Annotated in this window: 16 protein-coding genes; 14 read left to right on the plus strand and 2 right to left on the minus strand. The window is 64.1% G+C overall.

Annotated features, from left to right (window positions below; translation table 11 throughout):
* Window positions 1-144: 144 nt before the first annotated feature.
* The 10 genes from AB4Y42_RS19440 to AB4Y42_RS19485 all read left to right on the plus strand — a co-directional run bounded on the left by AB4Y42_RS19440 (window position 145) and on the right by AB4Y42_RS19485 (window position 9907).
* Window positions 145-738 carry an ATP synthase subunit I gene (locus tag AB4Y42_RS19440; RefSeq protein WP_368689527.1) on the plus strand — a complete coding sequence of 198 codons (594 nt, stop codon included), beginning with the start codon at window positions 145-147 and terminating at the stop codon, window positions 736-738.
* A gap of 171 nt (window positions 739-909) precedes the next feature.
* A complete protein-coding gene (gene atpB, locus AB4Y42_RS19445; protein WP_069264450.1) occupies window positions 910-1761 on the plus strand; it encodes a F0F1 ATP synthase subunit A in 852 nt (283 codons plus the stop codon).
* 66 nt (window positions 1762-1827) lie between these two features.
* Window positions 1828-2097, plus strand: coding sequence for a F0F1 ATP synthase subunit C (atpE, locus tag AB4Y42_RS19450; protein WP_028203308.1), 270 nt, complete (start codon window positions 1828-1830; stop codon window positions 2095-2097).
* A 140-nt stretch (window positions 2098-2237) separates the two neighbouring features.
* The gene (locus AB4Y42_RS19455; RefSeq protein ID WP_133183351.1) at window positions 2238-2708 is read left to right on the plus strand and encodes a F0F1 ATP synthase subunit B; all 471 of its coding nucleotides are present in this window, start codon (window positions 2238-2240) and stop codon (window positions 2706-2708) included.
* Between the two features lie 2 nt (window positions 2709-2710).
* Complete coding sequence (locus AB4Y42_RS19460; protein ID WP_368695043.1) at window positions 2711-3250, plus strand: F0F1 ATP synthase subunit delta; 540 nt, start codon at window positions 2711-2713, stop codon at window positions 3248-3250.
* Window positions 3251-3317: 67 nt separating this feature from the next.
* On the plus strand, window positions 3318-4859 hold the full coding sequence (gene atpA / locus AB4Y42_RS19465; protein ID WP_069264448.1) for a F0F1 ATP synthase subunit alpha: 1542 nt from the start codon (window positions 3318-3320) through the stop codon (window positions 4857-4859).
* 85 nt (window positions 4860-4944) lie between these two features.
* Entirely contained in the window at window positions 4945-5826 is an 882-nt protein-coding gene (atpG, locus tag AB4Y42_RS19470) for a F0F1 ATP synthase subunit gamma (RefSeq protein ID WP_028203312.1), read from the plus strand.
* An 87-nt stretch (window positions 5827-5913) separates the two neighbouring features.
* Window positions 5914-7308: a F0F1 ATP synthase subunit beta gene (gene atpD / locus AB4Y42_RS19475; RefSeq protein WP_321922700.1), complete on the plus strand. Its 1395-nt coding sequence runs from the start codon at window positions 5914-5916 to the stop codon at window positions 7306-7308.
* Window positions 7309-7389: 81 nt separating this feature from the next.
* Window positions 7390-7815: a F0F1 ATP synthase subunit epsilon gene (locus AB4Y42_RS19480; protein WP_028203314.1), complete on the plus strand. Its 426-nt coding sequence runs from the start codon at window positions 7390-7392 to the stop codon at window positions 7813-7815.
* Window positions 7816-8146: 331 nt separating this feature from the next.
* The gene (locus AB4Y42_RS19485) at window positions 8147-9907 is read left to right on the plus strand and encodes an AMP-binding protein (protein ID WP_368695044.1); all 1761 of its coding nucleotides are present in this window, start codon (window positions 8147-8149) and stop codon (window positions 9905-9907) included.
* A gap of 743 nt (window positions 9908-10650) precedes the next feature.
* Here the strand turns inward: AB4Y42_RS19485 and AB4Y42_RS19490 are convergent.
* The gene (locus tag AB4Y42_RS19490) at window positions 10651-11463 is read right to left on the minus strand and encodes a transporter substrate-binding domain-containing protein (RefSeq protein WP_368695045.1); all 813 of its coding nucleotides are present in this window, start codon (window positions 11461-11463) and stop codon (window positions 10651-10653) included.
* A 224-nt stretch (window positions 11464-11687) separates the two neighbouring features.
* Between AB4Y42_RS19490 and hemE the strand changes: the two genes are divergently transcribed.
* On the plus strand, window positions 11688-12779 hold the full coding sequence (gene hemE, locus AB4Y42_RS19495) for a uroporphyrinogen decarboxylase (protein ID WP_368695046.1): 1092 nt from the start codon (window positions 11688-11690) through the stop codon (window positions 12777-12779).
* 417 nt (window positions 12780-13196) lie between these two features.
* Window positions 13197-15452, plus strand: a complete 2256-nt coding sequence (locus AB4Y42_RS19500; protein ID WP_368695047.1) for a primosomal protein N' — start codon at window positions 13197-13199, stop codon at window positions 15450-15452.
* A gap of 72 nt (window positions 15453-15524) precedes the next feature.
* On the opposite strand, the gene AB4Y42_RS19505 is transcribed toward AB4Y42_RS19500, so the two are convergent.
* On the minus strand, window positions 15525-15674 hold the full coding sequence (locus AB4Y42_RS19505; protein WP_165979378.1) for a hypothetical protein: 150 nt from the start codon (window positions 15672-15674) through the stop codon (window positions 15525-15527).
* Between the two features lie 290 nt (window positions 15675-15964).
* On the opposite strand from AB4Y42_RS19505, the gene putA reads away from it, so the two are divergent.
* The gene (putA, locus tag AB4Y42_RS19510) at window positions 15965-19912 is read left to right on the plus strand and encodes a trifunctional transcriptional regulator/proline dehydrogenase/L-glutamate gamma-semialdehyde dehydrogenase (RefSeq protein WP_368695048.1); all 3948 of its coding nucleotides are present in this window, start codon (window positions 15965-15967) and stop codon (window positions 19910-19912) included.
* 97 nt (window positions 19913-20009) lie between these two features.
* Window positions 20010-21158 carry a branched-chain amino acid ABC transporter substrate-binding protein gene (locus tag AB4Y42_RS19515; RefSeq protein ID WP_368695049.1) on the plus strand — a complete coding sequence of 383 codons (1149 nt, stop codon included), beginning with the start codon at window positions 20010-20012 and terminating at the stop codon, window positions 21156-21158.
* Window positions 21159-21233: the final 75 nt, after the last annotated feature.

Consider the following 21233-nt stretch of genomic DNA (forward strand, 5'->3'; position numbering starts at 1 on the left):
TCGCATTTCACGGGTGTTATTGAAGGGCCTAAAGTCTTGAATTGCCTGCAACTATCGCTTACAATCGCCCGGATTTATTTGGTTGGCGATGCCGTAAGTGCGCTGTAATAAAACGCGTGCAAGGCGAATTTCCGGAATAAAGCGATGGTGGGTCAGAGGCCAGATGAAGCGCCGCAAGCGCATGAAGGGCCCGATGTACCGCCGGGCGCAGTCGGAGCATCCAGCCGGGGGCAGGGTGTAGCGGCAAAAAATTCCGGACGCGTTGTTTCCAAAGCGGATCACAACGCGCGCTGGGATGAGCTGGACGCCAGCCAGCAAGATAACAACGACATCGTTCCGCTCACCCGGGCCGAAGCCGAGCAAATCTTCGGCGCACAGGTGAGTCGCCCATCGCGCGTCACGCCGTTTCGTGTCGTCGCGGCGCAAGTGGTTTTGTCCCTGGTTGCAACGTTGGCGTGGTGGCTGTTTTATAAGCCGCCGGGCAGTGCTGCGTTGTCGGCCTTCCTGGGCGGAGCGATCTGCTGGTTACCCGGTGCGCTGTTCGCGGCGCGCCTGAAGCAGTTGAGCAGGGCGGGCACCGTATTTAACTGGATGCTCGGTGAAGCCTTCAAGATGGGGGCGACGATTGCGATGTTCGTCGCCATCGCGTTCTGGTATCACGACGTGCTGTGGATTCCGCTGCTCGTCACGTACCTGATCGCACTAAAGACATACTGGATCGCGCTCGCGTGGCGCTGACCCACCCACATCGCGCCGCCTCAAGTCAAGGCGTCGAAGCGATGATGGTGGAAGTTAGCTGGCCGATGCGAAGTAGATAAGACACGATCCACGGCGGCGCGTTCCCGCAATACAGTATTGCGGCGGGAACGGCCGAAAACGATTTTCGACAATTTGGGTGGCTCTAACGATATGGCAGCTAGCGAAGGAACGAGCGGACCGGGTCCGTCCGAGTACATTGCTCACCACTTGCAGAACTTTGCGACCTCGCACCAGACGTCGATCGTCGACTTCAGCGTCTGGAACATCGACACGCTGTTCTGGTCGATTCTGTGCGGCGTCGTGACGATCCTCATCCTGCGCCTCGCTGCGCGCAAGGCGACCCCGGGCGTACCGGGCCGCTTCCAGTGCGCCATCGAAATGCTGGTCGAAATGGTCGAGGACCAGTCCAAGTCCATCGTCCATGGCAACCGCGCATTTATCGCACCGCTCGCGCTGACCGTCTTCATCTGGGTCGCGCTCATGAACTCGCTCGACTTCATTCCCGTCGACCTGCCCACGCGCGTGATCGGCTGGCTCGGCCTGTCCGAAGCACTGCCGCACCAGCGCATCGTCCCGACTGCCGACCTCAACGGCACGTTCGGCATCGCGCTCGGCGTGTTCGTGCTGATGATTTATTACAACCTCAAGATCAAGGGTCCTGGCGGCTTCGCACACGAGCTGCTCTCGGCCCCGTTCGGCGCGCATCCGCTGCTGTGGATCCCGAACCTTGCACTGAACATCATCGAGTTCGTCGCCAAGACGGTTTCGCTCGCCCTGCGGTTGTTCGGCAACATGTATGCAGGCGAGCTGCTGTTCCTGCTGATCGCGCTGCTGGGCGGTCTGTGGAGCTTCGGCGCGGACACGACGGTGCTTGGCTTCATCGGCCACGTGATTGCGGGCAGCGTCTGGGCGATCTTCCACATCCTGATCGTTCTGCTGCAGGCGTTCATTTTCATGATGCTGACGCTGGTGTACATCGGCCAGGCACACGACAAGCACTAAGTGCTCGTCAAACCAGATTTGCAGTTTTAAATCCCCAGTTCCAGAAAATCTCAATAAGGAGTGATCATGCAAGCTTTCATCGCCAACATCCAGGGTTTCACGGCCATCGGTATCGGCATCATCATCGGCCTGGGTGCAATCGGCGCCTGTATCGGTATCGGCCTGATGGGTGGCAAGTACATCGAAGCGTGCGCACGTCAGCCTGAGCTGATGAACCCGCTGCAAACGAAGATGTTCCTGCTGGCTGGTCTGATCGATGCGGCGTTCCTGATTGGCGTTGGTGTTGCAATGCTGTTCGCGTTCGCTAACCCGCTGCTCTCGAAGCTCGCGGGCTAAGTTCCCTGGAAGGTTGCGCCTGACCTATAACGGGTAGTGGGCGCATGGCGGAACGGGAGACGAGGCGCTGATCGAGTTTCACAACCGATGAGCGCCTTGCCGTTTCAATTCCCCGGAATAGCAACGATTAAGGAAACACCGTGAATCTCAACGCAACCCTGTTTGCGCAAATGGTCGTGTTCCTGATCCTCGCGTGGTTCACGATGAAGTTCGTGTGGCCGCCGTTGATCAACGCCCTCGACGAGCGCTCGAAGAAGATCGCAGACGGCCTGGCCGCTGCGGAAAAGGGTAAGGCGGAACTCGAAGCGGCGCACAAGCGCGTCGGCGAAGAGCTCGCCACGGCCCGTAACGAGGGTCAAAGCCGTATCGCCGACGCTGAAAAGCGCGCGCTGGCCGTCGCAGAAGAAATCAAGGCCCAGGCACACGCCGAAGCGGCACGCATCATCGCTCAAGCGAAGGCCGACGCCGACCAGCAGGTCGTCAAGGCACGCGAAGCACTGCGTTCCGAAGTCGCAGCTCTCGCTGTGCAAGGCGCCGAGCAGATCCTGAAGCGCGAAGTCGATCAGTCGGCCCACGCCGAACTGCTGAATCAACTGAAAGCCGAGCTCTGATCATGGCCGAACTTGCAACCATCGCCCGCCCGTACGCAGAAGCATTGTTTGGCGTGGCCGAAGCTGGTGACACCGCCGCCTGGTCCACGCTCGTTTCGGAGCTGGCACAGGTTGCGGCCTTGCCCGAGGTGCAGTCGGTCGCGACGAGCCCGAAGGTGAGCCATGCCCAGGTCGCCGAGCTGCTGCTCGCGGCGGTCAAGTCGCCGGTCAAGGAATCGGCCGAGGTGAAGAACCTCGTGCAGATGCTGATCGAGAATCATCGCCTGGCGCTGCTGCCGGAAATCCAGACGCAGTTCGAAGCGCTCAAGAACGCCAGGGCAGGTGCTGCTGACGCAGTGATCGTCAGCGCGTTCCCGCTCGAAGGCACGCAACTGGACGAACTCGTGGCCAGTCTCGAACGCAAGTTCAAATGCAAGCTGAAGCCGACGGTCGAGGTCGACAAGTCGCTGATCGGCGGCGTGCGCGTCACGGTCGGCGACGAAGTGCTCGATACCTCGGTCCGCGCGCGGCTCGCCAGCATGCAGGTGGCTCTGGCCGCCTGAGCGCCCCGATTACAAATATCGGGCGCGGCGGCTGGCACGCAACAGAATTGAACATCAGGAGCGAATAATGCAACTCAATCCCTCTGAGATCAGCGAGCTGATCAAGAGCCGGATCCAGGGCCTTGAAGCGAGCGCAGACGTTCGCAATCAGGGTACCGTGATCTCCGTGACCGACGGTATCGTGCGTATCCACGGCCTGTCGGACGTGATGCAGGGCGAAATGCTCGAATTCCCGGGCAACACCTTCGGCCTCGCGCTGAACCTCGAGCGCGACTCGGTCGGCGCGGTGATTCTGGGCGAGTACGAGCACATCTCGGAAGGCGACATCGTCAAGACGACGGGCCGCATTCTCGAAGTGCCGGTTGGCCCCGAACTGATCGGCCGCGTGGTCGACCCGCTCGGCAACCCGATCGACGGCAAGGGCCCGGTCAACGCCAAGATGACCGACGCGATCGAAAAGATCGCTCCGGGCGTGATCTGGCGTGAAGGCGTGTCGCAGCCGGTGCAAACGGGTCTGAAGTCGATCGACTCGATGGTGCCGATCGGCCGTGGCCAGCGTGAGCTGATCATCGGCGACCGTCAGTGCGGCAAGACCGCAGTGGCCGTCGACACGATCATCAACCAGAAGGGCAAGGACCTCATCTGTATCTACGTCGCCATCGGTCAGAAGGCTTCGTCGATCCAGAACGTGCTGCGCAAGCTCGAAGAAACGGGCGCGATCGAATACACGATCGTCGTCGCCGCTTCGGCTTCGGAATCGGCCGCGCTGCAGTACCTCGCGCCGTACGCCGGCTGCACGATGGGCGAATACTTCCGCGACCGCGGTCAAGACGCCCTGATCATTTATGACGACTTGACCAAGCAAGCCTGGGCATACCGTCAGATCTCGCTGCTGCTGCGCCGCCCGCCGGGCCGTGAAGCTTACCCCGGCGACGTGTTCTATCTCCACTCGCGTCTGCTCGAGCGCGCCGCGCGCGTGTCGGCCGACTACGTCGAGAAGTTCACGAACGGCGAAGTGAAGGGCAAGACGGGTTCGCTCACCGCACTGCCGATCATCGAAACGCAAGCCGGCGACGTGACCGCGTTCGTTCCGACGAACGTGATCTCGATTACCGACGGCCAGATCTTCCTGGAAACCGACCTCTTCAACGCAGGCATCCGCCCGGCAATCAACGCCGGCGTTTCGGTCTCGCGTGTGGGTGGTGCGGCTCAAACGAAGGTCGTGAAGAAGCTGTCGGGCGGTATCCGTACCGACCTCGCGCAGTACCGTGAACTGGCGGCATTCGCCCAGTTCGCATCGGACCTCGACGAAGCGACCCGCAAGCAGCTCGAGCGCGGCCGCCGCGTGACGGAACTGCTCAAGCAGCCGCAGTATCAGCCGCTGCAAGTGTGGGAACTGGCTGTTGCGCTGTTCTCGGCGAACAACGGCTACCTCGACGACATCGACGTCAAGGACGTCCTGCCGTTCGAAAAGGGCCTGCGCGAATACCTGAAGTCGAAGCACGCTGACCTCGTCGCGCGCATCGAGGACAAGAAGGACCTGTCGAAGGACGACGAGAACGCGCTCCACGCGGCTCTCAAGGACTTCAAGAAGTCCGGCGCATATTGATCCGTCCGGGAATCAATCACGATAAACGGACTGGGACCCGAGTCAGCGCGAAAGCGCTAACCCGGGTCGACAAAGGAGCAAAGCAATGGCTGGAATGAAGGAAATTCGCGGCAAGATCAAGAGCGTGCAAAACACGCGCAAGATCACCAAGGCGATGGAAATGGTCGCGGCGTCGAAAATGCGCCGTGCCCAGGAGCGCATGCGCGCCGCCCGCCCGTATGCCGACAAGGTCCGCGACATCGCTGCGCACATGAGCCGTGCGAACCCCGAGTACCGCCACCCGTTCATGGTGGAAAACACCGGTGCGAAGGTCGCAGGCGTGATTCTCGTCACGACCGACAAGGGTCTGTGCGGCGGGATGAACACCAACGTGCTGCGCGCGACGCTGCAGAAGTTCAAGGATCTGGAAGCATCCGGCACGTCGATCGAAGCAACTGCGATCGGCAGCAAGGGCCTCGGTTTCCTGAACCGTCTGCGCGCGAAGGTCGTCTCGAACGTTGTCCAACTCGGCGACACGCCGCACCTCGAAAAGCTGATCGGCGCGATCAAGGTGCAGCTCGACCAGTACTCGGAAGGCAAGCTTTCCGCCGTGTACCTCGCGTACACGCGCTTCGTCAACACGATGAAGCAGGAGCCTGTGATCGAGCAACTGCTGCCGCTGTCGGCCGAGCGTCTCGAAGCGAACGACGACGGCACGACGCCGAAGTCGGCGTGGGACTACATCTACGAGCCGGACGCGCAAACCGTCGTGGACGAGCTGCTGGTGCGCTATGTCGAAGCCCTGGTCTATCAGGCCGTGGCGGAAAACATGGCTTCGGAGCAGTCGGCCCGTATGGTGGCGATGAAGGCGGCGTCGGACAACGCGAAGACGGTCATCAACGAACTGCAGCTCTCGTACAACAAGAGCCGCCAGGCCGCGATTACGAAGGAACTTTCGGAAATCGTCGGCGGCGCAGCAGCCGTTTGATCAAGCGACAAGCGCGAACCGATTGCGAAACCGCGCCGGTGTATGCCGGTGAGCGAGTGAAGAATTCAGGTATCTAAAGGAAAATCGATGAGTACAACTGCTTTGGTAGAAGGCAAGATCGTACAGTGCATCGGCGCGGTGATCGACGTGGAATTCCCGCGCGAGAGCATGCCGAAGATCTACGACGCGCTGATTCTCGAAGGGTCGGAACTGACCCTGGAAGTGCAGCAGCAGCTGGGCGACGGCGTTGTCCGCACCATCTGTCTGGGTTCGGCTGACGGCCTGCGCCGCGGCACCGTGGTCAAGAACACGGGCAACCCCATCCGCGTGCCGGTCGGCAAGCCGACCCTCGGCCGCATCATGGACGTGCTCGGCCGTCCGATCGACGAAGCCGGCCCGATCGTGAGCGAAACGACGCGCTCGATCCACCAGAAGGCTCCGGCGTTCGACGAGCTGTCGCCGTCGGCGGAACTGCTCGAAACCGGCATCAAGGTTATCGACCTGATCTGCCCGTTCGCAAAGGGCGGCAAGGTCGGTCTGTTTGGTGGTGCCGGCGTGGGCAAGACCGTCAACATGATGGAGCTCATCAACAACATCGCCAAGGAACACGGTGGTTTCTCCGTGTTCGCGGGCGTGGGCGAGCGTACCCGTGAGGGCAACGACTTCTACCACGAAATGAAGGACTCGAACGTTCTCGACAAGGTCGCGCTGGTGTACGGCCAGATGAACGAGCCGCCGGGCAACCGTCTGCGCGTCGCGCTGACCGGTCTGACGATGGCCGAGCACTTCCGTGACGAAGGCCTCGACGTGCTGTTCTTCGTCGACAACATCTACCGTTTCACGCTGGCTGGCACGGAAGTGTCGGCACTGCTCGGCCGTATGCCGTCGGCAGTGGGCTATCAGCCGACGCTGGCTGAAGAAATGGGCAAGCTGCAAGAGCGCATCACGTCGACCAAGAAGGGCTCGATTACGTCGGTTCAGGCCGTGTACGTCCCTGCGGACGACTTGACCGACCCGTCGCCGGCTACGACCTTCGGCCACCTGGACGCAACCGTCGTGCTGTCGCGTGACATCGCCTCGCTGGGTATCTACCCGGCAGTCGACCCGCTCGACTCGACCTCGCGCCAGATCGACCCGAACGTGATCGGCGAAGAGCACTACTCGATCACGCGCGGCGTGCAGCAGACGCTGCAGCGCTACAAGGAACTGCGCGACATCATCGCGATTCTGGGCATGGACGAACTGTCGCCGGAAGACAAGCTGACCGTCGCCCGCGCTCGCAAGATCCAGCGTTTCCTGTCGCAGCCGTTCCACGTCGCGGAAGTCTTCACGGGCTCGCCGGGCAAGTACGTGCCGCTGAAGGAAACGATCCGCGGCTTCAAGATGATCGTCGGCGGCGAATGCGATCACCTGCCGGAGCAGGCGTTCTACATGGTCGGCACGATCGACGAAGCCTTCGAAAAGGCCAAGAAGATCCAGTAAGGGTTGAGTTGCCAACGGGCGGGCAGGTAACGCGTTATTTGTCCGCCGAAGCAACCCATTGACCCCAAGGAGTCGACACATATGGCAGCAACCATCAAGGTAGACGTCGTCAGCGCCGAAGAGAGCATCTTCGACGGTCAGGCGAAGTTCGTCGCGCTTCCGGGCGAGGCGGGCGAGCTGGGCATTCTGCCGGGCCACACGCCGCTCATCACGCGTATTCGTCCGGGTGCAGTGCGCATCGTGGCGGAAGACGGCGGTGAAGAGTTCGTGTTCGTCGCAGGCGGCATTCTCGAAGTGCAGCCGGGCGCCGTCACGGTCCTCGCCGACACCGCGATCCGCGGCAAGGATCTCGACGAGGCGAAGGCCACGGAAGCGCGCAAGCGCGCTGAAGAGACGCTGCAGAACGCGGGCTCGAACCTCGAGTACGCCACCGCCCAGGCCGAGCTGGCCTACGCGGTCGCGCAGCTCGCGGCGATCCAGCGCCTGCGCAAGATGAACCAGCACTAATTGGTTCTCGTACGCGCGCCCTCGTGGCGTCGCGTTCGAAGCAAAAAGGGCTCCCCAAGCTGGGAGCCCTTTTTGCATTTTGGCGCCGGTGAGCGGGCACGGCCCAATGGCATCGCAATGAAAAACGCGGCATAAAGGCCGTGAGCCACGGAGGTCGACAAAAACGCTCTGGCATACTTGACGTTTACGGAAAGGTAATGCCAAATCATGCGTTCGCAGTCGGCCCAGACCTGCGGGTAAGACTTGATGCCGCCCCCGGGAAAGCCGGTGGCACAATAGTTTTCAAATTCATTTCAAACGCGGGAGTGACGCTCCCCAGGAGACAGCCATCATGGCAATCGACGCAGCAGGCGCGCGCGCCGCGCCCGGTGTACATGAGCCGCTCATCGCGCCGAAAGACGGCCTTTCCTACGTGCGAGGCACGACCGACGTGCCGCTCAGCGACGCGACCCTCGGCACGTTCCTGCAGGAGACCGCGGCCCGCTTTCCCGAGCGGCCTGCCGTGGTGTTCCGCGAGCAGGGCATCCGCTGGAACTGGCGCGAGTTCGCCGCCGAAGTCGACGTGCTCGCCGCCGGTTTCGCCGAGCTGGGCATCGTCAAGGGCGACCGCGTCGGCATCTGGTCGCCCAATCGCGTCGAATGGCTGCTCACCCAGTTTGCGACCGCGCGGATCGGCGCGGTGCTCGTCAACATCAATCCCGCTTACCGCCTCGCCGAACTCGGATACGCGCTGAACAAGGTCGCTTGCAAGGCGATCGTCTCGGCCGAGAGCTTCAAGACCTCGAAGTATCTGGAGATGCTGCAGACGCTCGCGCCCGAGCTTGCGAGCGCCACGCCCGGCCAGTTGCAGGCCGCGCGCCTGCCCGAACTGCGCGCGGTCGTGCGCATGTGCGACACAGCCACGCCCGGCATGCTCTGCTTCAGCGAACTCGTGGAGATGGGCCGCGAGCGCATCGCGCGCGACGGCACGGCGTGGCTCGACGCCATCACCGCGACGCTATCGCCCGACGAAGCCATCAACATCCAGTTCACGAGCGGCACGACCGGCAATCCGAAGGGCGCCACGCTCACGCACCGCAACGTGCTCAACAACGGGCGTTTCATCGCCCAGGCGATGCGCCTCACGGAAGAAGACTCGCTCTGCATTCCGGTGCCGCTCTATCACTGCTTCGGCATGGTGCTCGCGGTGCTCGCGTGCGTCTCGGTGGGCGCAAACATGGTGTTCCCGGGCGAGGCGTTCGATCCGCGTGCGACGCTCGAAGCGGTCTCGGAGGAGGGCTGCACGGCATTGCACGGCGTGCCCACGATGTTCATCGCGGAGCTCGATCATCCGGAGTTCGCACGCTTCGATCTTTCGAAGCTGCGCACGGGCATCATGGCCGGCTCGCCGTGCCCGATCGAGACGATGAAGCGCGTGGTCTCGAAGATGCATCTCGCCGAAATCACGATCGCCTACGGCATGACGGAGACGAGCCCGGTGTCGTTCCAGAGTTCGACCACTGACCCGCTCGACAAGCGCACGACCACGGTGGGCCGCATTCAGCCGCATCTCGAAGTGAAGATCGTCGACGCGCTCGGCAACACCGTGCCGGTGGGCGAAACGGGCGAGCTGTGCACGAAGGGCTATTCGGTGATGCAGGGCTACTGGGGCGACGCGGAGAAGACGGCCGAGTCGATCGTCGATGGCTGGATGCATACGGGCGATCTCGCGACGATCGACGCCGAAGGCTACTGCAACATCGTCGGCCGTCTCAAGGACATGCTCATCCGCGGCGGCGAGAACATCTATCCGCGAGAGATCGAAGAGTTTCTGTTCCGCCACCCGAAGGTGCAGTCCGCGCAGGTGTTCGGCGTGCCCGACGCGAAGTACGGCGAGGAGGTGTGCGCGTGGATCGTGCTGCGTCCGGGCGAATCGGCAACCGCCGAGGAGATCCAGGCGTTCTGCCAGGGGCAGATTGCGCACTACAAGATCCCGAAGTACATCCGCTTCGTCGACGAACTGCCGATGACCGTGACAGGCAAGGTGCAGAAGTTCGTGATGCGCGCGCGCATGATCGATGAACTCAAGATCAGCGAGCAGAAGACGGCTTGATACGAGGTTCGATGCAATGCCGCGGCGGACGATGCACGACGCCGCTGCGGCATTGCAGAACGCACAAAAATAGTCGGGAAACCGAACGATTATCTGACGCTGGAGGGAGTGGGTGCAGAGCGATGCCTGTTGAATAACGAAACGTACAGGCGAAAAAAAAGCGGGCCTGGAGCCCGCTAAAAACCACACGCTACGGGGTTAGCGCGAGGAGACCAAAGGAGGAGCCGGGTCATGAAACGTCTTCGACGCCGGTCACGGCTCCAACAAGGATGCCCCTCGAGAGGGCTTCGGCGTAGGGCCGACCGGCTGGTGTTTTGTGTCCGCTCACACTGGCACCGTGCCACATCCGTGTTGAAACCGTTGAAGGCATTGTGGGCGAATTAAGATAGGTTCGCGGTAACAAAGTGTTTCAGGTTGTAACGCCCGTCAGATAAGGCTCTGCGGCTCTTTTTGCCATCCAGAGCGTTTTGCGGAAGTCATTTTTACCGCTATTTTTCGAGGCTGTTTGACAGCCTTGGCGGCAATTCGCGCGCGAGGATTCGAATGGCATGAAAGAAGGCCCACGGCATGGGCCTTTTACGCAGGACGCGCACGGTACAGAATTACCGGCTGCGCACATGCGCAATGCGTCGGCATTGCGCTCGTGCGCGAAATGCAAACTTTGCGCGCCCCGCGTGACCCCATCTTCTGCAACTCATCGTAGCAATTCGAAGGGCCATAACAATGCGGCGCGATTCAACACCTCACTTCAGCCACTTGTCGGAGATTGCCTGATATTCGCCGCTCGCGCGCGCAAGGTGCAGCCACTGATCGACATACTGCTGGAACACCACGTCGCCGCGCGGCACCATCCACGCTTTCTCGCCGTATTGAAACGGCTTGTCGGGATGCACCGAGCACAGCCCCGGGTTGAGCTTCTGCTGCAGCATGGTCTCGGAGGCGTCAGTCACCATCACGTCGGCCTTGCCAGCGAGGATCTGTTTGAAGATCGTCACGTTGTCCGGATACATGATGAGATTCGCATTCGGCAGGAACTGTTTCGCGAAGCGCTCGTTGGTGCCGCCCGGATTCATGATCACGCGCACCGAAGGCTGGTTGATCTGCGCAACGGTCTGGTACTTCTTGACGTCTTCACAGCGCACGATCGGCGTCTTGCCGTCGACCTGATAGGCCTCGGTAAAGAACGCGCGCTTCTGTCGTTCGAGCGTCGTGGAGACGCCGCCCACCGCAACGTCGCACTTCGCGAGGAAGTCGTTCATCAGGTTCGACCACGATGTCTTCACGAACTCGGCCTTCACGCCCAGCGATTTCGCCAGCGACTGGGTCATGTCGATGTCGATGCCTTCGAACGTGCCGTCCTGCCTGTAGAACGAGTAAGGCTTGTAGTCGCCGGTCGTGCAGGCGCGCAGCGTGCCGCGCGCGATGATTTCGTCGAGGCGCGAAGGGGCGGTGGCGGTCTGCGCACCGTTGGCGGGGGTACCGGCGGACTGGTTCGTGGCGCACGCGCTCAGCAAAGCGGCGCTAACGATCGTCAGGCCGAGGGCGGCTTTTTTCATCGTGTCTCCAGATCTGGTTTTGATTGATGTAATGTTTTGGAAAGCCGTCTGATGATAGTCCTCGCGTACGCGGCCGTTAAGCGCGGACTTACCTGGGTAGGCAGGCCTATACTTCAGTGGCATTGCGCTTTCTGATCCCGCCCATCGGCGGCATGACGCGGCGGCCGCTCCGGTAAAATGGCCGCTTGCTTCCGAACCTTGGCGCGACTTCGCGCATCCAGCACGTGGCCCACACTCTCCTGAACGACACCTTCCTGCGCGCGCTGCTGCGCCAGCCGACCGAGTACACGCCGATCTGGCTGATGCGCCAGGCAGGCCGCTATCTGCCTGAGTACAACGCCACGCGCAGCCGCGCGGGCAGCTTCCTCGGCCTCGCGAAGAATCCCGATTACGCGACCGAGGTCACGCTGCAACCGCTCGAGCGCTATCCGCTCGACGCCGCGATCCTGTTCTCCGACATCCTCACGATTCCGGACGCGATGGGCCTCGGCCTTTCGTTCCAGGCAGGTGAAGGGCCGAAGTTCGCGCACCCCGTGCGTACCGAAGAAGACGTGGCGCGACTCGCCGTGCCCGATATCGGCGCGACGCTCGGCTACGTGACCGACGCCGTGCGCGAAATTCGCCGCGCGCTCACCAATGCAGAGGGGCGCCAGCGCGTGCCGCTGATCGGCTTTTCGGGCAGCCCGTGGACGCTCGCCTGCTACATGGTCGAAGGTGGCGGCTCGGACGACTTCCGCACCGTGAAGTCGATGCTGTACGCGCGCCCCGACCTCATGCAGCGCATTCTCGAAGTCAACGCGCAGGCGGTGGCGGCCTATCTGAACGCGCAGATCGAAGCCGGTGCGCAGGCCGTGATGATCTTCGACACCTGGGGCGGCGCGCTCGCGGACGGCGCATACCAGCGCTTCTCGCTCGCGTACATCGCACAGGTGGTGGCGCAGCTCAAGCGCGAGCACGACGGCGAGCGTGTGCCCGTGATCACGTTCACGAAGGGCGGCGGCCTCTGGCTCGACGAAATCGCCAATACGGGCGTGGACGCCGTCGGCCTCGACTGGACCGTCAACCTCGGCCGCGCGCGCGAGCGCGTGGGTGACCGGGTGGCGCTGCAGGGCAATCTCGATCCCACGGTGCTGTTCGCTTCGCCGGCCGCGATTCGCGAGCAGGCGCGCGCGGTACTGGACAGCTTTGGCGCGCACCCGGGCCACGTGTTCAACCTCGGCCACGGCATTTCGCAGTTCACGCCGCCCGAAAGCGTGGCCGAACTCGTGGACGAAGTGCATCGTCACAGCCGCGCGATTCGCGCGAACGGTGCGTGACGTTTTTGGTGCGTCGCAGCAAGCTGGGCTCCGGGCGTCAGGGTATGACCGGGCCCAAGAGGCCATCCAGACGCCATCGCGGTCCTGTCAAGACTTGACTTATACACACTTGGCTCGTTGCGGCGCGCAAGAGGGAAAGGTTGTCGCAGGCGCCCGTTCAGGTCTGGGGAGAATCAATCAGACCCTTGACAGACAAGGCTTTCGGCGCTCCACGGCGCTGTGTGCGGTATCCCACATAACGACGACACGCGGGAGCGCCGCGGCGGCGCCCGGCAAGTTCTCAACAAAGTTATCCACAGGCGCAGATTCGGGGGCGCGATTGTTCTGCGGAATCCAAAACTTAGCGCGAAATCTAAAGTATTACTTTAGGTTTGCGTGTCTGTGCGCTCGCGTACGGAACTTCCCTGGGAGTCAGGCATGACAGGGCAGTACGTGCGCGTGGCGCTGGATCATCCACTGGATGCGCTCTACGACTATCGCTATGGCCTCGACAGAGCGCCGGAGCCCGGCATGCTCGTGCGCGTGCCGTTCGGGCGTCGCGACGTGGTCGGCCTGATCTGCGAAGTGAACGCTCACAGCGACGTGCCCGCGAACAAGCTCCGTGACGTGAGCGCGGTGTGCGCGTCCTGTCCGCCGCTTTCGGCGCAATGGCTCGCGCTGGCTGGCTTTGCCGCCGACTACTACCAGCGGGGCTTGGGCGAAGTCGCCTTGCCGGCGCTGCCGCAGGCGTTGCGCGATCCGTCGCGCTGGACGCGCCTGCTCGCCCCCGAGGAGCGCTACCGTCTGTCGCCGCAAGGGCGCGCCGCGCTGCCCGACGCCTTGCCGGCGCGCGCCCAGGCGCTGCGCCGTCTCGCGCAGGCGCTGGCCGACGCCGGCGAACTCGACGCCGCCGCGGCCCGCGCGCTGCATCCCAAGGCGATTGGGACGCTCGAAGCCTGGTGCGAAGCCGGCTGGGTCGAGCATGAATCCATCGAATTCGGCGCGGCCGCAAGCGTGGCCCACAGCGCCGCGGCGACGGCGGCCGTGGCGGAAGTCCCGCGCCTGAGCGACGAGCAGGCCGACGCCGTGGAAGCCATCGGTGCGGCGAGCGGCTTCGCGCCCTTCCTGTTGCACGGCGTGACGGGCAGCGGCAAGACCGAGGTCTATCTGCGTGCGCTCGCGGCGCTGCTCGAGCGCGACCCGGGCGCCCAGGCGCTCGTGCTGGTTCCTGAAATCAATCTCACGCCGCAGTTCGAGGCGGCTTTTCGGACGCGCTTCGCGGCCACGCTTCCCGATGAGGCCATCGTCACGCTTCACAGCGGCCTCGCGGAAGGCGAGCGCGCCCGCAACTGGCTCGCGGCGCACACGGGCCGCGCGCGCATCGTGCTCGGCACACGGCTCGCGGTGCTGGCCTCGCTGCCGCGTCTCGCGATGCTCGTGGTCGACGAGGAGCACGACCCCGCCTACAAGCAGCAGGAAGGGCTGCGCTACTCGGCGCGCGACCTCGCGGTATGGCGCGCGAAGCAGCTGGGTGTGCCGGTCGTGCTGGGCTCGGCCACGCCGTCGCTCGAAAGCTGGTGGCAGGCCGAGCAGGGCCGCTACACACGCCTCACGCTCTCGCGCCGAGCGATTGCCGATGCGGTGCTGCCCACGGTCAAGCTGATCGATCTAGAAGAGGAGCGCCGGCGGGGCCGCGCGTCGTTCGAAGGGCTCTCCGGGCCTTTGGTCGCGGCGATGAAGACGCGCCTCGAGCGCGGCGAGCAGAGCCTCGTGTTTCTCAACCGTCGCGGTTACGCGCCCACGCTCGCGTGCGACGCCTGCGGCTGGGTGGCGGGCTGTCCGCGCTGCAGCGCGTACGTCGTGCTGCACAAGCCCGAGCGCGCGCTGCGCTGCCATCACTGCGGCTGGGAATCGCGCATTCCGCATTCGTGCCCCGAGTGCGGCAACGTCGACATCGCGCCGATGGGGCGCGGCACGCAGCGCATCGAGGAGGCGCTCGCGAGCGCGGTGCCGGGCGCGCGGGTGCTGCGCATCGACGCCGACAGCACGCGCCGCAAGGGCAGCGCGCAGGCGCTTTTCTCCGACGTGCACGCGGGCGAGGTCGACATCCTCGTGGGCACGCAGATGATCGCGAAGGGGCACGACTTCCAGCGCGTGTCGCTCGTTGGCGTGCTGAACGCCGACAATGCGCTCTTTTCACACGATTTCCGGGCGAGCGAGCGCCTGTTCGCGCAGCTGATGCAGGTGAGCGGGCGGGCGGGGCGCGCCGGGCTGGCCGGCGAGGTGCTCGTGCAGACGCGCTATCCGCGCCATGCGCTCTATCACGCGCTGGCGCGCCAGGACTATGTGGGGTTTGCGAATACGCAGGTCGCGGAGCGGCGCGACGCGCACCTGCCGCCGTTCGTCTATCAGGCAATATTGCGCGCCGAAGGGCGCACGCTCGAGGCGGCGCTGGCGTTTCTCGCCCAGGCCGCAGAGGCGCTCACGGCGATTCCAGGCGCCGAGCGTGTCATGGCTTACGACGCCGTGCCGCTCACCATCGTGAAGGTGATGAACGTGCATCGCGCGCAACTGCTAGTGGAAAGCCAGTCGCGTGCCGCGCTGCAGGCCACGCTGCGCGCATGGCAACCCGCGCTGCGCGCCTTGCGCGGCGTGCTGCGCTGGAATCTCGAAGTCGATCCGCTCGACATCTAGCCGCGGACAGCAGCCGGCATGGCCCCGTTGCCGCAACAGCGGGGCCACCGGCACCAACTTCCCGTTACTTCCTTACTGGCCGACCGTATCGGCCACTTCCCTGCGCGCCGCGCGCTTCAAGCTCATGCGGCGTTCATCCGGCGCCGTCGCGCCGCGCATGAACAGCACGGCACACATGGCGCACATCGTCCAGATCCCTGCGATTACCAGCAGCTTTTCCATTTTTCGGTCCCTACGCTCTTTCTTGTGATCAACAACCCCCGCTCTGTTTGTATAACGGCACGGCCGCGGAATCGATTAGGGTTGTCCAGCGTGTTGCTGGGCCAGGGAAAATACCGAGCGCAACCCGCGCGGCCCGGTGGACGGCCATCGGCCGCAAACCCAGGCTGCACAAGGCCTCAACCGTGGTGCAACCATTTTGAGAGAGTGGTTGCACCTTTTTATTGGTAGGGTTACGATTCGCCAACTTTTTGGTCACCGCCGGTGCGGGTCTGCCGGCATACGAAGGAAACATGGCTAGCACCACACTTGGCGTCAAAGTCGACGATCTCCTCCGCTCCCGTCTCAAGGACGCCGCCACGCGGCTCGAGCGCACGCCGCACTGGCTCATCAAGCAAGCCATCTTTGCCTATCTCGAGAAAATCGAGCACGGCCAGCTGCCTCCCGAACTTAACGGTCATGTCGGTGCGACCGATCTCGCGGAAGGTGCTACCGCTGACGACGACGAAGCCGCGTCGCACCCGTTCCTCGAATTCGCGCAGAACGTGCAACCGCAGTCGGTGCTGCGCGCGGCCATCACGGCCGCGTACCGCCGTCCGGAGCCGGAGTGCGTGCCGTTCCTGATCGGCGAAGCGCGCCTGCCGGCCAACCTCACGGGCGAGGTGACGAAGCTCGCCACGAAGCTCGTCGAAACGCTGCGCGCGAAGGGCACCGGCGGCGGCGTGGAAGGCCTGATCCACGAGTTTTCGCTGTCCAGCCAGGAAGGCGTGGCGCTGATGTGCCTCGCCGAAGCGCTGCTGCGCATTCCCGACCGCGCCACGCGCGACGCGCTCATCCGCGACAAGATCAGCAAGGGCGACTGGAAATCGCACGTCGGCCACGCGCCGTCGCTGTTCGTGAACGCCGCCACCTGGGGCCTCATGATCACCGGCAAGCTCGTCACGACGAACAGCGAAACCGGTCTGTCGTCGGCGCTCACGCGCATGATCGGCAAGGGCGGCGAGCCGCTGATCCGCAAGGGCGTGGACATGGCCATGCGCCTGATGGGCGAGCAGTTCGTCACGGGCGAGAACATCTCCGAAGCGCTGGCCAACAGCCGCAAGTTCGAAGCGCGCGGTTTCCGCTACTCGTACGACATGCTCGGCGAAGCCGCGACGACGGAAGCCGATGCCCAGCGCTACTACGCCTCGTACGAGCAGGCGATTCACGCCATCGGCAAGGCCGCGGGCGGCCGCGGCATCTACGAAGGCCCGGGCATCTCGATCAAGCTCTCCGCGCTGCACCCGCGCTATTCGCGCGCGCAGCAGGAACGCACGATGGGCGAGCTGCTGCCGCGCGTGCGCGCACTCGCCGTGCTCGCTCGCCGCTATGACATCGGCCTCAATATCGACGCCGAAGAAGCCGACCGCCTCGAACTCTCGCTCGACCTGCTCGAAGCGCTGTGCTTCGACCCGGAACTCGCGGGCTGGAACGGCATCGGCTTCGTGGTGCAGGCGTACCAGAAGCGCTGCCCGTTCGTGATCGACTACATCGTCGATCTCGCGCGCCGCAGCCGTCACCGCATCATGGTGCGCCTCGTGAAGGGCGCGTACTGGGATACGGAAATCAAGCGCGCCCAGGTGGACGGCCTCGAAGGCTACCCGGTGTACACGCGCAAGATCTACACGGACGTCTCGTACCTCGCCTGCGCGAAGAAGCTGCTCGGCGCGCCGGATGCCGTGTATCCGCAGTTCGCCACGCATAACGCGTACACGCTCTCGGCGATCTATCACCTCGCGGGCCAGAACTACTATCCCGGCCAGTACGAATTCCAGTGCCTGCACGGCATGGGCGAGCCGCTGTACGAAGAAGTCACGGGCCCGCTCTCGCAGGGCAAGCTCAACCGTCCGTGCCGCGTCTACGCGCCGGTCGGCACGCATGAAACGCTGCTCGCGTATCTCGTGCGCCGTCTGCTCGAAAACGGCGCGAACACCTCGTTCGTGAACCGCATCGCCGATGCCTCCGTGCCGGTCGCGGAGCTGGTCACGAACCCGATCGACGACGCCGCCAAGGTCGTGCCGCTCGGCGCGCCGCACGCGAAGATTCCGCTGCCGCGAGAGCTGTATGGCAACGAGCGTTTCAATTCGATGGGCCTCGATCTGTCGAACGAGCATCGTCTCGCGTCGCTGTCGTCGGCGCTGCTGGCGAGCGCGCATCATCCGTGGCGCGCCGCGCCGATGCTCGCCGACAGCGATATCGCCGATGGCGCCGCACGCGACGTGCGCAACCCCGCCGATCATCGCGATCTCGTCGGGACCGTGGTGGAAGCGACGAGCGAGCACGTGAGCGCCGCGCTCTCGCACGCCGTGGCCGCCGCGCCGATCTGGCAGGCCACGCCTGTCGAAGCGCGCGCCGATTGCCTCGCACGCGCCGCCGATCTGCTCGAAGCGCAAATGCATACGCTGATGGGCCTGATCGTGCGCGAAGCGGGCAAGTCGCTGCCGAACGCCGTGGCCGAAATCCGCGAAGCGATCGACTTCCTGCGCTACTACTCGACGCAGATCCGCGAAGAGTTCTCGAATGACACGCACCGTCCGCTCGGCCCCGTGGTGTGTATCAGCCCGTGGAACTTCCCGCTCGCGATCTTCATGGGCCAGGTGGCCGCCGCGCTCGCAGCCGGCAACACGGTGCTCGCGAAGCCCGCTGAACAAACGCCGCTGATCGCCGCGCAAGCCGTGCGCATCCTGCGCGAAGCCGGCGTGCCGGCGGGCGCGGTGCAACTGCTGCCGGGCAACGGCGAAACCGTGGGCGCGGCGCTCGTCGCCGATCACCGCACGCGTGCCGTGATGTTCACGGGCTCGACCGAAGTCGCGCGCCTCATCAACAAGACGCTGTCCGAGCGCCTCGACTCCGAAGGCCGCCCGATTCCGCTGATCGCCGAAACCGGCGGCCAGAACGCGATGATCGTCGATTCGTCGGCGCTCGCGGAGCAGGTCGTGGCCGACGTGCTGCAAAGCGCATTCGACTCGGCCGGCCAGCGTTGTTCCGCGCTGCGCGTGCTGTGCCTGCAGGACGACGTGGCGGATCGCACGCTCGAAATGCTCACGGGCGCGATGAAGGAACTCGCGGTGGGCAATCCCGATCGCCTCTCGACCGACGTCGGCCCCGTGATCGACATCGACGCGAAGCGCGGTATCGATACGCACGTCGCCGGCATGCGCGAAAAGGGCCGCAAGGTCCAGCAGATGCCGACGCCCGACACCTGCGCGCAAGGCACCTTCGTGCCGCCCACGCTCATCGAGCTCGACAGCCTCGACGAACTCAAGCGCGAAGTGTTCGGCCCGGTGCTGCACGTGGTGCGCTATCGCCGCAGCCAGCTCGACAAGCTGCTCGAGCAGATCCGCGCAACGGGCTACGGCCTCACGCTCGGCATTCACACGCGTATCGACGAAACGATCGCGCACGTGATCGGCCGTGCGCATGTGGGCAACATCTACGTGAACCGCAACGTGATCGGCGCGGTGGTGGGCGTGCAGCCGTTCGGCGGTGAAGGCCTCTCGGGCACGGGTCCGAAGGCAGGCGGCGCGCTGTATCTCTCGCGTCTGCTCGCGAAGCGTCCGGCCGGTTTGCCGAAGTCGCTCGCCGATGTGCTCGTCGTCGATGCGCCGCAAGGTGCCGAGGCCAACAACGGCGCGCCGCAATCGGCCCAGGCCGCGCTCACGACGCTGCGCGACTGGCTCATCGCCGAGCGCGAGCCCGCGCTCGCGGCACGCTGCGACGGCTACCTCGAATACGTGCTCGCGGGCGCCACGGCGGTTCTGCCGGGCCCGACGGGCGAGCGCAACACCTACACGCTTTCGGCGCGCGGCACGGTGCTGTGCGTGCCCTCGACGGCCACGGGCGCCCGCGCGCAACTCGCCGTTGCGCTCGCAACGGGCAACCGCGCGCTGTTCCAGGGCGCGGCGGGCGAAGCGCTGGTGAGCGCGTTGCCGGCGGCACTGAAGGCGCACGTAGCGATCAAGAAGACGGCCGACGCCGACTTCGATGCGGTCCTCTTCGAAGGCGACAGCGACGAGCTGCTCGCACTCGTGAAGGAAGTGGCCAAGCGTCCTGGCCCGATCGTCTCGGTGCAGGGCGTGGCAGCCCACGCGCTCGCCAACGGCGACGAAGATTACGCGCTCGAACGACTGCTCGCGGAACGTTCGGTCAGCGTAAATACGGCAGCAGCAGGCGGTAATGCGAATTTGATGACGATCGGTTAAGCACAAGCCATACTGTCGGTCGTCTCAAGACAAGGAAGCGGCAAGGCCCATTGAAATCCGAAGCCGCTCGTTTGATACCTGGTACCAAGGAGAAGCAATGCAACACACGATGAAGCAGCTGGCAGGCGCAACGCTTGTTGCCGCCCTGTCGCTGGCGGGGACTGCGCACGCACAACAAGCCGAAGACGTGAAGATCGGTTTCGCCGGTCCGATGACGGGCGCGCAGGCGCACTATGGCAAGGACTTCCAGAACGGCATCACGCTCGCAGTCGAAGACATCAACGCGACGAAGCCCGTGATCGGCGGCAAGCCGGTTCACTTCGTGCTCGACTCGGCCGACGATCAGGCCGACCCGCGCACGGGCACGACGGTCGCGCAGAAGCTCGTCGACGACGGCATCAAGGGCATGCTCGGTCACTTCAACTCGGGCACGACGATCCCGGCTTCGCGCATCTACGCGAACGCAGGCATCCCGCAGATCGCCATGGCGACGGCGCCCGAGTACACGCAGCAAGGCTTCAAGACGACGTTCCGCATGATGACCTCGGACACGCAGCAGGGTTCGGTCGCAGGCACGTTCGCAGTGAAGAACCTCGGCATGAAGAAGATCGTCGTGATCGACGACCGCACGGCTTACGGCCAGGGTCTCGCCGACGAATTCTCGAAGGCTGCGAAGGCGGCGGGCGGCACCATCATCGACCGTGAATACACCAACGACAAGGCCGTCGACTTCAAGTCGGTCCTGACGAAGGCGAAGGCGATGGCCCCCGACCTGGTCTACTTCGGCGGCGCGGATTCGCAAGCGGCACCGATGGTCAAGCAGATGAAGTCGCTGGGCATCAAGGCCCCGCTGATGGGCGGCGAAATGGTTCACACGCCGACCTTCCTGCAGATCGCGGGTGACGCGGCGAACGGCACGGTGGCGTCGCTCGCCGGCCTGCCGCTCGACCAGATGCCGGGTGGCAAGGACTACGTCACGAAGTACAAGAAGCGCTTCGGCGAAGACGTGCAGACGTACTCGCCGTACGCCTACGACGGCGCGATGGCGATGTTCGACGCGATGAAGAAGGCCAACTCGACGGATCCGGCGAAGTACCTGCCGTTCCTCGCGAAGACCAGCATGCCGGCGGTCACGACGGCGGACCTCGCGTACGACACGCGCGGCGACCTGAAGAACGGCGGCATCACGCTGTACAAGGTTGTCGACGGCAAGTGGACGACGCTGCAAAGCGTGGGCGGCAAGTAAGCGTTTGACGCCGCACCGTAGTTGTCAAAAAGCCCCGCAGGTGTTGAGCCTGCGGGGCTTTTGTTTGTGCGCTCA

The organism is Paraburkholderia sp. EG286B, from assembly GCF_040965655.1.
Classification (GTDB): Bacteria; Pseudomonadota; Gammaproteobacteria; order Burkholderiales; family Burkholderiaceae; genus Paraburkholderia.